The following is an 18,552-nucleotide window of genomic DNA, read 5'->3' as shown; positions in this document are numbered from 1 at the left end:
GGTGTGTGACGCAATTCCAGTATAGACGCAAAAGGACCATCCAATGGATGGCCCTACGTTCGGGTTTGGTGCGCTTTATTCATGAGTTGTGCTATTGAAGCGGGTGCAAGCCGGCCCCTTGGTGCATTAATTACCGATCACCGGAAAAAAGAATACGCATTTCTGATTTTTGCAATAGTCTACGGCTTGACCGCCATCATTTTCGTCCAATGCTGCTTGAACATCAAGACATCGTCTTGCTGAAAAGGCTCCATCCCTGTCACGGGTCCGCCGTGAGCCAGTTCATTCCGGATCGCCTGCTCAATCTGCGAACGGACGTTAGATGGTGTCTGTGTCAGAGTGAGCCACGCTGCAACATTCACATCCACTCTCACATGCTCCGCTACCGACACCTGCATCCCGTGCTCGGCAAACCAGCCCGCAAGCTCCGTTGGACGCGGACAGAACGTATGCGACGGATCCCGCAGGCGTTCGTAATGGTTGTAGCGCTCATACAGCTGTGGCTCCTCGGAAGAAATCATGTCCACCACCGCGACCTGACCAGAAGGCTTGCACACCCGAGCCATCTCCCCGAGCACAAGAACGGGATCGGTAAAATGGTGAAAGGCAAACCGGCATACCACTACATCAAACGTGCCCTCATCAAAGGGCAAGCTCGCGACATCTGCCTGGCGATACGAAATGTTCGTAGTGCCGCTCTGCTCGTTTTGGCGCATGCCCTCCTGTATCATTTCCTCCGTAATATCAACGGCGATGACCTCATGAACATACGGTGCCATGGCTCGGCTCAGAATACCGGTTCCCGCTGCTACATCCAGCACTCTGGCATCTGGTCGCAGTTGCAGACTGGTAAGAATCCAGTTGATGTATTCTCCTCTATTCAGCGTCAGATCCGATTGGGCGAAGCCTGCCGCTTGTTTCTTGAACTCGTGCTGGATTCGTTGCTGATGTTGCATCGTACTCCCCCTTACTTTTCTCTAACTCTACCATTTAGTTACAAAAATGCGAAGAGAGTATGTCGCTCGTCACTATCCTTGGGACAGCAACTCGTCGATACGCGCAGCGGAGTCTCGTACCGCCTCTTCCAGCGGCTGCTCGCCGGTCAGGATGCGTTCAATCATGCGCGCGAACTCGTCATCGATCTGTGTCCAGGCCGGAACGGGAGGTCTAGGCAGCGCATGATCCAGCTGCGCCGAATACGGCGTAAACCAGGCCTCCCCTCCCGCCGGTTGAACGTCGCGAATGGTTGGGATCAATCCTGTGCGAGCCATGAGCAGCTGCGGCTGCGGCTGCATCATCCAGCGAATGAAGGTCCAAGCGGCCTCGGAATACCTAGTGTTGCTAAATAACACTAAGTTCTCCCCACCGATGATTGAGGTTCCGGGTCTGACGTCATCCGGGAATGGGGCCACCTGCATATCCGACAGCACCTCTGCATGCTCGCCGTCCCGATTGGCGGAGTAAAACCAATGCGCCTCGTCGATCATGAGCAGATCGCCCTTGAGGAGGCCGTCCCAGGTGCCCGGATCGCCGGTCAGAATGGAGCGGCTGATGATTCCGCGCGTCACCCAATCCTGCAGCTTGGCAATTGCCGCTAAACTCTGGGAACTGTCCAGATAGCCACTCGCACGTGTATAGCCCTCATCTGTCAACTGACCGCCGAACGTCCAGAAGTAAGGCAGCGTACCCCAGGATGCTGCGCAGCAGATGCCGACACTAGAGAGGCCAGGGTAGCTGCTATTGAGTTGTTCCTGCGCCGCAATCAACTGACCAAAGGTGGACGGCGGCTCGGACAGCCCCGCCTCCCGCAGCAAACGCATGTTGAAAATGGCAGCCTTGGTGTTGGCGTTGACGGGTAGACCGTAATAGCCCTCACCGTAACGGTTCGTCTCGAGCAGGGAGCCGATGAACTGCGTCTGCAGCGTATCGAACCCCTCCAGCTCAGAGAGCTCCGTCAGCAAACCCTGCTTGGCAAACTCCGGCACCCAAATGATATCCATCCGCATTACGTCTGGCTGCTGGCCGTCAGCTGCGGAAGCCATAATATTAGTCTTGAGCTGCTCGGTGTAATCCTTGCGCACGTCTTGGATGCGAATCTCCGGATGATCCTGCTCGAAGAGCGGCAGAACTTCCTCACGAAAGACCCTTTCCTCGAGCTCACTGTAGGTATGCCAGAATTCCAACGTCGTGCGGGCTGCCTCGGACGGGGGCTCCGCTGCTTCGGGCGGTCCGTTGTCTGGCACCAGACTGCGGGGGGCGCAGGCAGTGAGCAGTGCGGCCATGAGCAGCAGAGCAGCTATCACAGGAAACCCAGAGGTTCGCACACCTCGGGGCCGCCTATGCTTTCTCTGCCATCTTAGCCCGGCTATAGCATCATTCTTTCTTGTCATTCTCCACGCCCCCCCTTCCCATCCGACTGCTCGCCTCCTGCTCCACTAGCAGCTCGCATCCGGTATTCTGCTGGGGTGCAGCCGACCTCGCGCTTGAACAGCTTCAGGAAATGCTTGGGCGAGTTGAAGCCCGACATCTGCCCGATGTCATGAATCTTCAGACTGGTATCCGCCAGCATCTGCTTGGCGTAATGCACCCGCAGCCGGATGACAAAATCAATGTAATTGAGACCGGTTCGTTTCTTGAACTGCTCGCTAAAGTAGTTCTTGCTCATGTGCACATGGTCTGCCACCATCTGCAGCGACAGCTCGCGTCGGTAATGCTCCTGAATATACGCTAGGGCCAGCTGGATGATATGGGCACTGCCGGAATCACCCGGCAGCAGCTCCACGCCCTCGCTTGCCCACTGACGCTCATACTCCTGACGGACGCGATTCATGAGCTCCCGCAATGTGCCGATGGTCCGAATATGCTGCAGCTGATCGAGAATGGTTAACATCATCTGCTCTGACTTGTGCTTGTACCCGCGCGACCATAGGATAGTCAGCAGACTCTGCGCCTGCGAGATGACTTCAGCCCGGCTATAGGTACGAGCCTGCCAGACGTCATAGAGTGCCTCTAACGCCTTGCGTCCGTCCTCCTCGTCGGCAGATGCACAAGCGCGAGAGAATTGCTCCCGGAGCGAATGGAACGGGCCGTGCCAGTCCTCTGGCTGGGCAAGCGATTCGGGTTGCTGCTGGGTGGCAATCTTGCCGGCGAAGCAGCGGCCCTCTCCTGCAAAGAAAGACTCAAAGCTCGCGATCTTGGCCCAGCGGCACGCTTCGGGCAGTGTCTTCCAGTGATGAAAGGCCGGTGAAACCCCCACCGTGAACAAGAGCCCGGTTTCTAACTGCAGCTGCCGCTGAGCCCCCTCCACAGCGGCGAAGCCGTCACGATCCTGGTCGGAGAGCAGGGTCAGGAACTCTTCTTCGCCCATGATAAAAGAGACACTCCGCGGCAGCAGCCGGGGCAGGTGGGACATCGCAGTCTCCAGCTGCAGGAGATGATCTAACGCGCCTTCGGCTTCGCCAGCCTGCGGGACGTGGCGCCAGATTGAAGTCATGAGCGGCCCCCGCATCCACTCGGGCATCCAGGCCGGTGTGGTGCGTTGGCCTGCAAGAATATTGCGCAGCTCTCCCTCCAGGCGCCGCAGTTGGGTACTGTGCTCCACCTGGGCCACCCGCGCCTCCTCCCGAATGTGCTCCTGCTGTTCGTCCAACTTGGCCTTGCAGGTGCGGACGATTGCGAGCAGGTCCTCGGGCTCCATGGTTGGCTTGAGCAGATAATCGACAACCACACCCAGCTTGACGGCTTCACGGGCATATTCAAAATCATTGTAGCTGGACACCAGGATCGCCTGCACCCGGGGATTCAGTGTCTTAGCCTGGCGGACCAGCTCCAGACCGTCCATGATCGGCATCTTGATATCTGTAATCAGAATATCGGCCGGTTCTTCCTGCAGCTTTTTGAGCGCCGCCTCGCCGTTGGATGCCTCCCCCAAGAGGCGCAACCCTTCCTCCTCCCATACGATGCAAGAGATCAGGCCATAACGAATCATGGGTTCATCATCGGCGACAAATACGTTATACGGCATCGTCCACATCCTCCTTCAGGATCAATCGGAGCTCTACCTGCGTGCCTACGCCCGGCTCACTGCTGATCCGCAGTCCACTCTGTTCGCCATAGTAGAGTTGGATGGTCTCATGCACATGGCTCAGCCCAATACCGAGCATGCCTGAGCGTGAAGAGTCCCCCGGACGGAGCAGCTCTTCGAGCCGCTCCGGCGGGATGCCTACACCATCATCCGCAATACTCAAACCAAGCTGTCTGTGGCTGCCCATGGACCCCTGGCTGATCGTAATGGAGATGCACCCGCCCGTTTCTTTGGGAGCGATGCCGTGGAAGATCGCATTCTCCACGACGGGCTGCAGCAGCATGCGCGGTATGGATACATTCAGCAGCGCCGGATCGCAGTCCACCACCAGCTCCAGCCGGGCATCATAGCGAAAGCGCTGAATGACCATATATTTGTCAATCAGGCTCAGCTCATCCCGGATCGTCAGGAACGGCCCCCGCTTCTCCATGCTGGCCTCCATCAGCTGAACCAGTGCGGAGATGCCGTTATACACACCGTCATACCGCTTGAACTTCACCATCCAGCGGATCGTAGACAGGGTGTTATAGAGAAAATGGGGATTGATCTGGTGGCGCAGCGCCCGCATCTCGGCCTCTCTCTTCTTGGACTCCTCCGTGTTCACCTGTAGAATCAGCTGCTCGATCTGACGCAGCATCCGGTTGAACTGCCGGCTCAGCTGTCCCACCTCATCCTGTGAGGTGACCTCGCTGACGGCACGAAAATTGCTCTTCTCAATTTGTGCCATCTGGCGCATCAGCTGCTTGAGGGGCGAGGTGATGCGACGGGAGAATAACCAGCTAACGAACGAGGCGAGCAGCAGCAGAATGCCGGAATATAGCCAGATCTTGTATTGGATATTCTGAATATCCCCGACAATCTCGCTGATCGGTACACTGCCAATAACCAGCCAGCCGCTCTGCATAGGCGAGGACACCGCATAGTAGCGCACGTCGCCCAGGTCCAGCTCAAACTCGGGCGGAAGACTGCCGCGCTGACGCATGCTTTCCCATTCTGTACTTCTGAGCATCTCACCGCTCCAGCTCTGCGCATCCGAATCAATCATCAAGCGGTCCTCGGCATCCACCACAAAAAATTTGCCCGTCTTCCCGAGCCGAATCCGATCAATGGCTTGCAGTACGACAGGACCATCCAAGTTAATCACGATGGCCCCGATGGTCTCGCGCGTCTGCAAATTGCGCAGCGGCTTCACGTAGGTCAGCACCAGCTCCGTATTGGAGCCGCCCCCACTGAACGGGTCGTATTGCAAGGGCAGCCACCGGTCGTCCGACCGCCCCTCGACCACATCGGTGTACCAGTCATGGTCTCCAAGCGTGTAACGGCGGACCTTGGAGGTATTGAACAAGCCGCTGCCCCAATTGCTGCCCTCCTCTTGCAACAAATAAATGCTCCGAATGAACGAATTGGTATACACCAGATTGTTAAGCAATTGATCAACCGTTTCTTTGATACGGAAGCGTTCATCTACCGTGAGCGCGCCACGCGACTCTTCCTGGATCACTCGCTGAATCGTTGCGTCCCGCGAGATTTGGAGGCTCATGTCACTGGCCACGGTCAGAATGAGCGACATATAATCAGCCGACTGCTTGGCGGATTGTCTCGTTGACTCACGTACCTGGTCAGCGATAATCCCGGTGGAATCTCGATAATACAACAGGCTGGTAAAAGTAATCGATACTCCCAGCATCAGCAGCATGGTTACGACCAGTTTGGTCGACAGACGGCGACTGAACCAGTTTCGGAGCATCTCCGCCGCCCCCTTTTCTCCAGAGAATTCTGCCGCGGCAGTGTCATTATTTGTATTGTCATCCAGGACTGCTCTGCAAGTAAAGCAAAAGAAAAGGGTTCATTTAAAATGACGAAAATAGCATACCAAATCGGAATAAACTGCCTCATCGCCATTACCTATAACGCGCTATAATGGGAGGAGCTCCCATACGATGGGGACAAACCCGAGACTAGCAAATAGGGAGCGCCAGCTTCATACCAAAGGGAAAGGAGAGGCAGCGAAAGGTCGAATGTAAGCGGTTACTACCCTAGTATATCATGAGAAAGCAGGTGACAGTTAATGGCAATCCAAAAGAAAGGCTGGCTGCTTCTTGTCCTTGCCCTGCTGCTTGTCTTGCCTCCCTGGCAACCGGCAGGCTTGGAGCAAACCGCTCTTGCAGCAAGCGGCACTGTCGAGCGCGTCTATACGGACAAATCCCGGTATGATCCCGGCGACCCTGTCGTCATTACGGCGCAAATCCGCAATACAGATTCCGCTGCCTGGACAGGTACCGTCCAGCTCCGGATTCATCATTTGGAATCCCAAGTGCATACGGCAACCCAGACGGTGACAATTGGCGGCGGACAAGCTCAGGACGTCCTCTTTACCTGGACAAGCCCCGCGACTGATTTCAAAGGGTATCTGGCCGATATCGATGCTGGTGCGCTCGGCAGTGGAACAACCGCAATTGATATCTCGAGCGATTTTACCCGCTATCCACGCTATGGTTATGTGAGTGAGTTCCATCCCGATGAGACGGCCACTGAGAGTGCCGCCAAGATCGACGAGCTCGCCCAGGAATACAAAATCAACGCTTGGCAGTTCTATGATTGGATGTGGCGCCATGAGACCATGATTAAGCGGACCGGCAGTACCATCGATCCGACCTGGATCGATCTGTTCAACCGCGAGATCTCCTGGCAGACACTCCAGAACCAAATCGATGCCGTCCACGCCCAGAACGGTGCTGCTATGGCTTACGCGATGGTCTACGCTGCCCGTGAAGATTACGAGAGCTACGGCGTCGACCACGAATGGGGCATCTTTCAGGACCCCAACCGCCTGAAACAGCTGGACGTCGATTTTGGCAACAACTCGACCTATATGTACCTCTTCAACCCCGCCAATCCCGATTGGCAGGACTTCATCAATGCTCAGTATCTTGACGCTGTAAACACCGCAGGCTTCGACGGCATCCACGTCGATCAGATGGGGCAACGCAACAATGTCTACGACTACTGGGGCAATCCACTCGACTTCCCATCGACCTTCACACCCTTCATCAACGAAGCCAAATCGGTTCTTACCTCCAACAACCCAGACAAAGACAACATCACCTTCAACATCGTCGACGGCACCGTGAACGGCTGGGCCGCGAATGACGTCAGTACGAATGCCGATGCCGACTTCCTCTATAGCGAAATCTGGCATCTCTCGGACAGCTACATTCAGCTTAAGGATTACATTGACAGTCTCAAAGCAAACAGCGGCAACAAAGCCGTTGTCCTGGCTGCGTACATGAATTACCGCGAAAATATCGGCGACCGCTACGAAGCTGAGAGCGCGACACTGACGGGTACGGCCACCAATACCAATCACGGTGGGTACACGGGCAGCGGGTTCGTGGACCAGTTCGCTGATCCCGGCGACGCTGTCACCTTCTCCATCACCGTGCCGGAGGATGGGTATTACTCGCTCGTCTTCCGATTCGCCAACAATTCAGGCTTCACGGCCACGCGCAACCTGTACGTGAACAATCAGTTCGAGATCGAGCTGCCGTTTCAGAACCAGCCAAACTGGGGCACCTGGTCGCATGAGACCTGGCACCAGGTTGAACTGACGGCGGGTACGCACACGATCAAGCTCGCCTATGATTCCGGCAACACCGGGGCGATTAACCTGGACAGTCTGACGCTCGGTACGTTTGACCCGCACTCTATCCGTCTGGCCAATGCGATGATGGCTGCCAGTGGAGCCACACACATCGAGCTTGGCGAGGATAGCCAGATGCTGGCGCACGAGTATTATCCGAATCGCAGCAAGAGCATGCGCAGCGAGCTCAAGGACGCGATGAAGCAGCATTACAATTTCATCACCGCCTATGAGAATCTGCTATTCGATCCCGATGTTGTCGACAATGACTCAGGCAGCCAGTTCGTCAATTTGGACATGGTATCCGCCAGCGGCGATGCTTCGCCCAACACCGTCTGGCACCAGGTGAAACGGACACCAGAGTACAATATCGTCCACTTCATCAACCTGGTGAACAACGACGATCAGTGGCGCAACAGTGCCAATGCTCCGACCAGCCATACCAACATCGCCACCAAGGTGTATCTGAGCCCCGACGAGACCGTATCGGGCGTCTATCTGGCCTCGCCAGATCATGACGATAACCGGACCCAGTCGCTGGCTTACACCACCGGCACGGATATCCATGGCGACTATGTCTCCTTCACCCTGCCGTCGCTCGACTACTGGAGCATGGTTTACATGAAGCGCTCGTTCACGCCACCGGTCGATAACATTTATGAGGCTGAGCTGGCGATCAAATCCGCCACAGCCTACAACAACAATCACAGTGGCTATACCGGCACCGGATTCGTCGATCAATTCAGCTCTATTAATGACGGCGTGTCCTTCATCGTACCGTCGGATGGCGAGGATTACGCACTGCGCTTCCGGTATAGCAACGGCGGCACCGCGGCGACCAAGGATGTTTTTGTCGATGGACGCTACGCCGGTCTGGTCCACTTCCCGAACACGGGTGGCTGGGATCAATGGGGCTACGCCGAGCTGACTGTCTCGTTGCCGCCAGGCTACCGCAGCATCGTACTCTGGCACGGGGACCCCAACTATGGTGCGATTAATCTCGACCATATGGAGCTGGCCAAGACGTACATCTGGCAATTCGACCGGCAGATTACGTCCGTTCCTGAGGGCTACCGCGTCACCTTCCGCGCCGGACTGCCGGGCTGGGTCCACTGGGGCGTGAATGGCTGGCAGAATGTCACGGACACGAAGCTGGTCGCCAACGGTTCGACCAATGGCAATCTTGATTATGAGAGCTCCATCGGACCGTTCACATCCGGGGACAGCGTTGATTTCACCTTCCTCTGGGATGACAATAACAACGGCATCCTCGAACCCTCCGTGGACCGTTGGGAAGGCACGGATTTTGAAATTGAAATAGATTGAGGCTTAAATCAAGTTCAAAAAGGTCGCTTTTCAGCAAATGCTTCCCAGAAATACATCGTGATCAAAAGTGGCCTTTTTGAACAACTACTAAATTGGGAGGTATATCTATGTCTTTACCTGTCCACAAGCCTTTCGTGCGGCGCATGCTGGCCGTCCTGCTTGCTCTGGCGCTGATCCTGCCGATTGTCCCGCCATGGCAAGAGGCAGCGGCAGCTGGCCTTGGCAACGTGACGGCTGTCACCGCCAGCGGCGACAGCCTCACCCTGACCCTTGACAACGGCACGAGTGCCAGCGACATACTCGATCTGGACGTGTTGAGCGAGGAGCTGTTCCGGGTCGACTACCGCCCGTCCGGTACCACACCTTCGCCGAGCACCCCGATGATTGACCCGGACGCCTCATGGGACGCCGTAGGCGCAACCATCGACACGTCGGGCGATCCGATTCTCGTCACGACACCGCGCATGCGGATCGAGATTACCCGAAGCCCGGCACGTATGACTGTCAAAAAAGCCGACGGCACCACGCTGCTCTGGGAGCCTTCCACTGGCGGTGTCTTCGAGGATGGCGTGCGTTTCCTGCGCAATAGCACGGACAATATCTACGGGATTCGCAGCTTCAACGCCCAGGAGGATGTAGGCGGCCTGCTGCGCAACAACTCGGATCATCCGGCCCATGCCGGTCAGCAAGGCGACGCTGGCGGCCCGTTCATGTGGTCGACGGCTGGCTACGGTGTACTCGTTGACAGCGACGGTGGCTATCCGTACTCGGATACAACCGGCAAGCTGGAATTCTATTATGGCGGCACCCCGACCGAAGGCCGCCGCTATACGAAGACCAATGTCGAGTACTACATCATGGTCGGCGAGCCCAAGGAGATCATGACCTCCTATGCTCAGGTCACCGGCACTTCACCGATGCTGCCGAAGTGGTCGCTTGGCTTCATGAACTTCGAATGGGGAATTGACCAGGCCGAGATGGAAGCGCATGTGGACGGCTATCGGGCCCGCAACATCCCGATAGACGCTTTCGCTCTCGACTATGACTGGATGCGCTACGGCGAGGACAATTACGGCGAGTTCCGTTGGAATACGGATAACTTCCCGGATGCCGCGACGACGGCGCTCAAGGACAACATGGAGGAGCAAGGCATCCACATGATTGGGATCCGCAAGCCGCGGATCATTACGCGCGACTTCGGCAATCAGCGGACTCAGCAATACTATGATGCAGATAGTAATAATTATTTCTACCCTGGACACAACGAATATACCGATTATTTCATTCCTGTCACCGTACGCAGCTTCGACCCGTATCCACAGGCCGCCCGCGACTGGTGGTGGGAGAACTCGATCGACGCCTTCGACAAAGGCATCGTCGGCTGGTGGAACGATGAGACCGACAAGGTCGACTCCGGGGCAGCGCAATACTGGTTCGGCAACTTCTCGACCGCCTTCACCTCGCAGGCCATGTATGACGGCCAACGCGATTATACCAATGACGGGGTCCGCGTCTGGCAGACGGCCCGCAGCTTCTACCCTGGTGCGCAGCGCTATGGCACGACGCTCTGGTCCGGCGATATCGGCACCCAGTTCTACAAGGGCGAGCTCTTCAACTGGGCCCCAGGCATGCAGGAGCAGCCGCGCATTATGCTCTCCTCGGCTAATCTGGGACAACCCAAGTGGGGCATGGACACCGGCGGCTTCAACAGCTTGGGCGGTTCCAGCGGGCCGAACCCGAGTCCGGAGCTATATACGCGCTGGATGCAGTTCGGTGCCTTCACCCCGGTCTTCCGGGTCCATGGCAATTACAATCAGCAGCGCCAGCCATGGCTGTACGGTGCGACAGCCGAGGAAGTCTCCAAGGCGGTTATGCACACACGCTATTCCTTGATTCCTTATATGTATGCCTATGAACGCGAAGCGAGCGAGACGGGCCTGGGCCTGATCAAGCCGTTGCTCTTCGACTACCCGAACGATCCGCAGGCAGCCGACTATACCGAAGCCTGGATGTTCGGCGACTGGCTGCTCGTGGCCCCTGTCCTCGGCGAAGAGCAGCATAGCAAGCAGATCTATCTGCCTGCCGGGACCTGGATTGATTACCATCGCGGCCATGTGTACAACGGCGGCCAGACGATCCATTATCCGGTCAACGCCGATACGTGGACGGACATTCCGCTCTTCGTGAAGCAAGGCGCGATTATTCCGAACCAGCAGGTGCTGGACTATGTCGACCAGGAAACGGTGACTACTGTAAACGTCGATATCTTCCCAAGCACGGCTGAGACGAGCTTCACGTACTATGACGACGACGGCAGCAGCTACGATTATGAGACAGGCGGCTCCTTCGAGCAGCAGCTTACCGCCCAGAACCTGGGCACCAGCGTACGTGTCGAAGTGGGCGCAGGCTCGGGCAGCTATATCCCGGATGTCGAGCACTATCTGCTCAAAATCCATGGCCGCGCAGGCACCGCTGTTACAGCAGCGAGCAGTGCACTGACCGCCTATAGCGATCTGAATGCGCTGCAAGCAGCCACAGGCAGCGGCTGGGCGACAGGCCGGGATATCTACGGCGACGTCACCTATGTCAAAGTTCCCGCAGCGGCCTCATCCGCCACCACCATTCAAGTGAGCGGCTCAGCGCCTGTCGCAGCTACACATGCCACTTACGAAGCCGAAAACGCCTCGCTCTCGGGCACGACGCCAACGACCAGAGCGAGCATCAATACCAACCACAGCGGGTACTCCGGCTCCGGATTTGTCGATAAGCTCGACCTGCCGGGCGCAGCCGTTACCTTCTATGCCAACACAGCTGTAGGCGGAGACTATGAAGTAGATCTGCGCTACGCTAACGGTTCAAGCACAGCCAAGACATTGAGCGTCTACGTGAATAGCGACCGCGTGCAACAGCTGTCGCTTGCCGGTACGGGTGCCTGGAATCAATGGGGGACAGCAACGACGACCCTGCCGCTGACCGCAGGACAGAACATCATTACGTACAAATATGATACCGACGCTGGCGACAGCGGCGGGGTCAATCTGGATAACATCCGTGTGCCATTCGAGCCGGTTCAGGCCGAGTATGCAGCCGAAAGCGCCCGGCTTGCTGGCGGCGCCTCGACCAACCAGAACCACTGGTTCTACCAAGGCGCAGCCTTTGTCGATGGCATGACCGGCATCGGTTCCGATACGACGTTTGATGTGTATGTGCCGAGCGCCGGCAGCTACAACCTGTCGCTCCGGTATGCCAACGGCACCGCCGCCACCCAGACGCTGAGCGCTATTGTGAACGGTGCTGCACCATCAACCGTTAGCTTCCCAAGTCCCGGCATGAACTGGAACCTGTGGAACGAGCACACGATGACGGCCACACTGACGGCCGGCCGGAACACGATCAGCTTCCGCAGAAACAGTGGCAATAGCGGCAATGTCAATCTTGATCGTCTGACCGTCTCCGCAGGAACCATCACCACGCTAACCAGTGAGCGTAATCTGCTGGACAATGGTGACTTTGAGCGCGACACAGCCTTTAACAGCAACTGGACACAGTGGCAGCCGACCGGCCAGCCTTCAGCCTTCGGTATTGATAACGGCACAGCCCTTCATCCGCCGGAAGGTCCAGCCCGGCGCAATCAGCGAGCCTACTTCCACAGCGATAACGCGTACCAGCAGAGCATTCATCAGGTAGTGAACGTGCCCGTGAACAATGCCTCGTATCGGCTCGAAGCCAAGGTGCGGCTGAAGAACGCGACGCCGACTACCGCACGCGCTGAAGTACAGGATTACGGCGGCTCGCCACTGTACTTTAACATCAGCAATGACGGCGTCTGGAAGACGATTGTCATCGACAACATCAACGTCACCAGCGGGGTTATTGATGTCGGCTTCTATGTCGACTCGCCGGGCTTCAGTACACTGCATATTGATGAAGTCCAGCTGACCTTGAACGAGTAATAACGAGACTTATGGCCCATTGCTGCTCTTTTTCGAGCAGAATGGGCCATTTTTGTCGAAAAAACATGATTACGACCCTTTTAAATAGGGAATAGTATAGAGAGGAGCTTAAAGAAGATTTTTGCCCGTCTGCATACGGCTTGAACCGATTAATACGCTTACATCGCCTGGAATGAACGAATTTTGACTTAAAATCACCGAAAATGGGTTTTACATTGGCTGCAAACAGGAGTAAGATGCCAAGAGTAAGATTTTTTCCAAAACCGCATAGCAAAGCGCTGAATTCCTGATGCATCAGGAAACGGGGGAACCAAACGAAGCGGCAGCCAGCTTCAGGGGTGAATCCTTAAGTAAGAAGGACGGGTACTCTCAAACCCGAATCCGACAGCTAACCTCGTAAGCGTATTGAGAGAGAAGAACCTCCCTGTGCGTTCGATATACACGAACCCTGGGAGCAGGATTTCTCTGCTCCCAGGGTTCTTTATGGTGAAACCGTCCAGCAGGTTAGATCGATCAACTCATGTCAGACATGACTAAAGGAGCCGAATAACAATGACAAACGACGAAAAACTGATGGTATGCATCTCTTGCGGACCCAATGGAGAGAAACTGATTGACCGCGGAGGCCAGCTAGCCGAAGTATTGGAGTCACCGCTCTATGTGCTGGCGGTTACCCCTTCGGGCAAGTCCGAAACCGAGCTGCAACCACGTATCGCTTCCTGGCAAGCGAAATGCTCGGAGCAAGGCGCAACCCTAATCGTCAGACAGCCAGAGCATCAGAAGATTACTGAGCTTATCGCAAAAACCGCGAAAGACCACGGCATCACCCAACTAATCATCGGTCAATGCGGTCAAACGCGTTGGCAGGAAATTATGCAAGGTTCAATCGTGAATGAGCTGCTCAAGCGGATTGAAGATATCGATCTGCATGTGGTTTCCGTCGAGCGCAATGATGTGCTGACACCGGTTAGCGTAGGCGTATAGCTCCCGCACCGATAGCAAGATCTCCACAGAGCTGACTATATAGAGAGGGGTCCCTTCGGGGCCCCTCTCCTCTATGTCTTTTTTACTATGCTCTATACTTAGGCTTTGGCGTATTGGCTTCTGTACTGACCAGGCGTCATCCCCTCTTGCTTGCGAAACGCCCGGATGAAGTTATGCGAGTTGGTGTAGCGAAGCCGGTCCGCAATATCTTTTACCGTCATATCCGTTTCGGTCAGCCATTGCTTTGCCAACTGGAGACGATAAATGGCCAGGTAGCTGCTGAAGGTGTGGCCGGTTTCTTTTTTGAAGACACTGCTGAGATAACTCGGGTTATAATGCAGCTTCGCTGCGCAATCCTCCAGTGTGAACTCCGTATCATAGTGATGCTGAATCAGATGAATGATCTTCTCCGACAGCTTCCGGTCCTGCGACTCGCTTCGCTCGCCAAAGATGGTGACCAGCGGAATGACTAGCTTCTCCTTGAACCACTCCTCGATCTCTTCGCTCACATGCAGCGAGAGCACCTCTTCATAGACTGAAGCCTTATGGGTACCGGTCTTGCCAAAGCTGACTCCCGCTTCCTGTCCTACAATGAGTAAACGATTCAGCAGACGCACCACCGAGATTTGATACGATTCCGGATGACTAACCGCCTGTGTGGCCTCTTCCATCCAGTTGCCCAGCGCTTGTAACGCCTCCGCCTCATTGGCTGTTCGAATGGCATCCATCAACTCATGCTCGGTCCGGTCAGGATATTCGTAAATGACTGAAGGCTTGCCTGAATTCACGCTGCTGAACGGGATAATGACGCCTTTGCCCAGCCGCAGCCGATGCCGGAGTGCCTCCAGCGCCTCCTGATGCGCTCGGGGGGTTAACATGATATCTTGATATGGAAGCGCGATACCGACGCTAATGGACAGCTTAAGGTACTTCTCCACCGCAGCCATGACTTCTCCTGCTAATTGACTGAACGCCTCCTCCACCGCCTCCATCTCATCCAGATCGTAACCCACCAGAATGACCAGTGAACGGTCCATCATGACCACGGGCAGCCGGTTGCTCGCGGGAATGAGTTCCTCCGCAATATTCATGGTCGCAAATAATAGCAGCTCGCTGTCCTGGGTTTCGTAACGTGTATTGTCCAGCGTGTCTACCTGGATAGCCAGCACGGTCATGAGCTTCCAGGTGCCGGCCAATTCGCGGAAGCCAAAATAGGTCAGCTTCTCGTCAATCTCCGACGGATGGAGGCTGCCGCTGAACCAGCGATAGAGAAACAGAGAACTGATCTGCTGGGCGTGATTGCGAATTTCATGCTCCAGGCGGGAATTGGAATGAAACAAATGCTTGATATGCTCCTCAATGACCTGCACTTCGCTCTTGGGAGCGCTGGTTCGATCAAAGGGCCGGCCTCCAATCATCTGCATCAGACGGTCAAACGGTGAATACAGGTTACGCGTGCCCAGCCATACAAACAAGATGGAGAAGCCGATGATACCCAGGCAGATGAAGACGGTCAGCCAGCCGATCTGCCGTGACTCCTTGGTCAAATGCTCGATAGAAACCAGGGACAGATAAATCCAGTCGTTAAAGGGAGACTTATAGTAAGTCAAACTGTACGCCTGATTATTATGCTCCACTTGCAACTGACCATCTGTATCGGCAAATTCGATATCCGAGGCAAGGACCGGGTGATCCGACAATCGTGTCCCGATTTGCGCCGTATCCCGGTGTACCATGATCTGCCGTTCCTTGTTCAATACGATGACTTCACCCGGCTGGTCGCTGTCCGTAATCATCGCTGCGATACTACAAGCTGGAATATTGGCCATGGCAAGCCCATACTTCCCTGTAGGCGCATTGGGCAGCTTGATCATGAAGCTGATCAGGTGCGGACACGTATGACTGGAGATCGCCTCTGCGAAATCCTGCTTGCTCAGAAGCGTCCAGGCAGCCGGGTATTCCATATCCAGGTACGAGAGAAAGGTGTCCCGGTCCGGATACTCACTCAAGCGTTTGATTCCCGAATTGCGTACCAGCCAGTCCTGCCGCGCGTTATACACGATGACCTCCTCCACCTTGGTGTCAAAGGATTGCAGATGTACAATTTCACTGCGAAGGTTGTTGTACAGCTGAAAATTAACCGCTTCCAATTTATTGTATAATGCATCCTCCATGACCTGTGAGTCCGCCATCTTGATCATGGTGTGTTCTACCGTCTGCAGTACAAGCTCGATATTGGAATTTACCTGTCTCAGGAATTGAACTTCCCCCTGATTGACCCGGTTCTGAACCTGCTTGGAGGATTGAATATAGGAAAACGCGCCGATGAACACAACGGGAATAATGCTGAGGACGCAGCCGAATAGAATCATTTTGACAAACAGGCTTTTTCTGTGCACCCGGTCCGCCTCCTTCTTGTAGCGAGATGCTGCAGCCAGCGGCCGCTTCTACATATTCGACAAATATCCACTATTCCCTTGTAGATACCCGGGCAAACCTGGCCTCATCTCTTGGCACACACAATTAAAAAAGGATGACCGCTCATCTTGGTCACCCCTTCATGTTATTCAATGACAATGGCAAATCCCCAGGCAGATAATGTGATGGCGTCCCCTTGCTTGACGCGCTGGTCTTGCAAGACATCTGTTCCTCCTTCATGCGGATAGGTGAAGACAGCTGGCTCTCCTGCATAATTAAAATAATATCTGACCTGCCGTCCCTGTCGGTTCCTGCCTGAGCGGACAATGATCGGAAAGGACAGCTCCTGGTTCCGGCCCCACAGGCCAGCTGCCGTCACCGCATGTCTCAGCGCACGCTGCATCGATTGTGCATCGAGGAAGCCGCCGATATAAGTAGCCTGCCCCCTGCCATACCGGTTATGGGTGACTGCCGCATATTCCCCCCACTGCGGATGGTCGTAGCTCGCCAGCACCTGGGCAGTCGTCACTGTCAGCAGCTCCATCCAGCCTACAACCTTGCCCTCTGCCCCATCCGGCAGCAGCGGACCACGCAGCCCCACTTCATGCGGCTGTACGAATTGGGTATACGACACGCCACAAGCTTCCGCTACCACGCCAGGCTGAACCGTCGTGCGGACCTTCACTGCATCATTGGCAAAGCCGCTCTTGAAGGAATAGACCACATGCCCACCGCCAGCCGTATACTCGTTCAGCCGCTTTAACGTGGCATCAGGCGCCGCATAAAGTGCCGGGACGACGATTAATTCGTATTCAGCCAGCAATTCTTCCGATGCATCAGCCGGGATGAAATCACAACCGATATTCATACGGTACAAGGGGTCGTACATTGCCCGGACCACATCATTGTAGGTTCGGCCGTCGGGCAGCTTGAACCACTCCAACGCGGTTAAGGATTCATTGCTGACCATCACCGCCACCTTGTTGGCGACCTGCAGGTCGATAAGTTGATCACTAAGTCTGGCAAAATCGCGTCCAATCGTCTTCGCTTCCTCATAGACCGGATTGGGCTGGAAGTCATGGCTGAGCAGCCCCTTCCAATACGTCTCGAAGGAATTATGGATCGAATGCCAATGCCAATATGCCACCAGATTGGCGCCGGAAGCCAGATGACTAAAAGCCAACTGCCGCAGCTGTCCAGGGTACGGTGTCCAATGCGGGAAGGCCTGCGCCTGTGTCTCGAGTACCAAATAGTTGGTCCGCTTCAGCGAGCGCGCCATATCGCCGCCGAACGCGATCTCTGTGCCTGTCAGCTCATGCTGGGAAGGATGATAGATATCGACACCAGCGATATCCATCGCCTGAGCTGCCTTAAAATGATCTACCCGCGGCTGCACGCCGTAAGAATAGCCTCTCCATTCAAAGTCGAAGTTCTGGGTAACAAACTGCCCCTCCTGCTTATATTCGTTGACGAGCGCGACCTGCCACGCCAAGAAGTCTGTAACCAGCTGTCGCTGGAAACGGGCAAACTCGGCGCCGAGGCTGCCATTAATCGTCCCCACTGTCGAAGGGAAGTCTTCCCAGCTATTGACCCGATTGCTCCAATAATCCAGGCCCAGCGCATGGTTAAGCTTGTCCGTTGTCCCGTACTTCTCGCGCATCGCTTGCACAAACCGTGCCTGAACATTGGGTCCTGCCGTATCATAGTGCTTGGTTTCGTTGTCTACCTGGTAGCCGATGACAGCCGGATGGCAGCTAACCCGCTCGATCAACCGGCGGATGATCCGTTCCGCATAATAGAGATAGACGGGGTGTGTAATATCCATGATTTGCCTTGCGCCATACTTGCCCTGGCCTCTGGGTGTCTCTGCAAGCACGTCGGGGTGCTGCTTGACCATCCAGGCTGGAATCGCATAGGTAGGTGTCCCGACGATGACATGGATACCCGCTTCATGCATGGCATCCAGCACCCGGTCAACCGACGTGAAGTCGAAGACGCCGTTGTGCGGTTCATGCGTGCTCCAGGTCGACTCCGCAATCCGCACCATATTGATACCGGCATCCTTCATCATTGCGATATCCTCTTGCAAGCGATCATAGGGCATATATTCATCATAATACGCCACACCATACATCAGTTTGTTCAGC

9 protein-coding genes and 1 riboswitch are annotated in these 18,552 nt (G+C 55.5%); of the genes, 3 read left to right on the top strand and 6 right to left on the bottom strand.

What is annotated here, in order from left to right; all coding sequences use genetic code 11:
- Window positions 1-179: 179 nt before the first annotated feature.
- The 4 genes from F556_RS34860 to F556_RS34850 form a co-directional block, all read right to left on the bottom strand.
- Window positions 180-956: a class I SAM-dependent methyltransferase gene (locus F556_RS34860; protein WP_020619181.1), complete on the bottom strand. Its 777-nt coding sequence runs from the start codon at window positions 954-956 to the stop codon at window positions 180-182.
- Between the two features lie 72 nt (window positions 957-1,028).
- Window positions 1,029-2,303 carry an extracellular solute-binding protein gene (locus tag F556_RS34855; protein WP_211222629.1) on the bottom strand — a complete coding sequence of 425 codons (1,275 nt, stop codon included), beginning with the start codon at window positions 2,301-2,303 and terminating at the stop codon, window positions 1,029-1,031.
- Between the two features lie 83 nt (window positions 2,304-2,386).
- Window positions 2,387-4,024, bottom strand: a complete 1,638-nt coding sequence (locus F556_RS0122105) for a helix-turn-helix domain-containing protein (protein WP_020619179.1) — start codon at window positions 4,022-4,024, stop codon at window positions 2,387-2,389.
- Window positions 4,014-5,831 carry a cache domain-containing sensor histidine kinase gene (locus F556_RS34850; protein ID WP_020619178.1) on the bottom strand — a complete coding sequence of 606 codons (1,818 nt, stop codon included), beginning with the start codon at window positions 5,829-5,831 and terminating at the stop codon, window positions 4,014-4,016. The genes F556_RS0122105 and F556_RS34850 overlap by 11 nt, the downstream gene beginning before the upstream one ends.
- 321 nt (window positions 5,832-6,152) lie before the next feature.
- Between F556_RS34850 and F556_RS34845 the strand changes: the two genes are divergently transcribed.
- The 3 genes from F556_RS34845 (at window position 6,153) to F556_RS34840 (ending at window position 13,987) form a co-directional block, all read left to right on the top strand.
- Complete coding sequence (locus F556_RS34845; RefSeq protein WP_020619177.1) at window positions 6,153-9,050, top strand: glycoside hydrolase family 66 protein; 2,898 nt, start codon at window positions 6,153-6,155, stop codon at window positions 9,048-9,050.
- A gap of 107 nt (window positions 9,051-9,157) precedes the next feature.
- Entirely contained in the window at window positions 9,158-13,003 is a 3,846-nt protein-coding gene (locus F556_RS0122090; protein WP_020619176.1) for a TIM-barrel domain-containing protein, read from the top strand.
- Window positions 13,004-13,269: 266 nt separating this feature from the next.
- Window positions 13,270-13,422: riboswitch (cyclic di-AMP (ydaO/yuaA leader) on the top strand.
- 133 nt (window positions 13,423-13,555) lie between these two features.
- Window positions 13,556-13,987: an adenine nucleotide alpha hydrolase family protein gene (locus tag F556_RS34840; protein ID WP_020619175.1), complete on the top strand. Its 432-nt coding sequence runs from the start codon at window positions 13,556-13,558 to the stop codon at window positions 13,985-13,987.
- Window positions 13,988-14,085: 98 nt separating this feature from the next.
- Here F556_RS34840 and F556_RS0122080 read toward each other — a convergent pair whose 3' ends face one another.
- Together F556_RS0122080 and F556_RS0122075 are read right to left on the bottom strand one after the other, a co-directional pair.
- Entirely contained in the window at window positions 14,086-16,386 is a 2,301-nt protein-coding gene (locus F556_RS0122080) for a helix-turn-helix domain-containing protein (RefSeq protein WP_020619174.1), read from the bottom strand.
- 164 nt (window positions 16,387-16,550) lie between these two features.
- Complete coding sequence (locus F556_RS0122075; RefSeq protein ID WP_040717578.1) at window positions 16,551-18,551, bottom strand: beta-galactosidase; 2,001 nt, start codon at window positions 18,549-18,551, stop codon at window positions 16,551-16,553.
- Between the last annotated feature and the right edge of the window lies 1 nt (window position 18,552).

The organism is Paenibacillus daejeonensis DSM 15491, assembly GCF_000378385.1.
In the GTDB taxonomy this organism is placed as follows: domain Bacteria; phylum Bacillota; class Bacilli; order Paenibacillales; family Paenibacillaceae; genus Paenibacillus_D; species Paenibacillus_D daejeonensis.
Note: the sequence above shows the minus strand (reverse complement) of the source record. Positions and strands in the feature narration are given on the sequence as shown.

Bases quoted from the DNA above. Each gene is read 5' to 3' on its own strand.
- F556_RS34860 (WP_020619181.1), bottom strand. From the start codon at position 956: ATGCAACATCAGCAACGAATCCAGCACGAGTTCAAGAAACAAGCGGCA.
- F556_RS0122105 (WP_020619179.1), bottom strand. From the start codon at position 4,024: ATGCCGTATAACGTATTTGTCGCCGATGATGAACCCATGATTCGTTAT.
- F556_RS34850 (WP_020619178.1), bottom strand. From the start codon at position 5,831: ATGCTCCGAAACTGGTTCAGTCGCCGTCTGTCGACCAAACTGGTCGTA.
- F556_RS34845 (WP_020619177.1), top strand. From the start codon at position 6,153: ATGGCAATCCAAAAGAAAGGCTGGCTGCTTCTTGTCCTTGCCCTGCTG.
- F556_RS0122090 (WP_020619176.1), top strand. From the start codon at position 9,158: ATGTCTTTACCTGTCCACAAGCCTTTCGTGCGGCGCATGCTGGCCGTC.
- F556_RS34840 (WP_020619175.1), top strand. From the start codon at position 13,556: ATGACAAACGACGAAAAACTGATGGTATGCATCTCTTGCGGACCCAAT.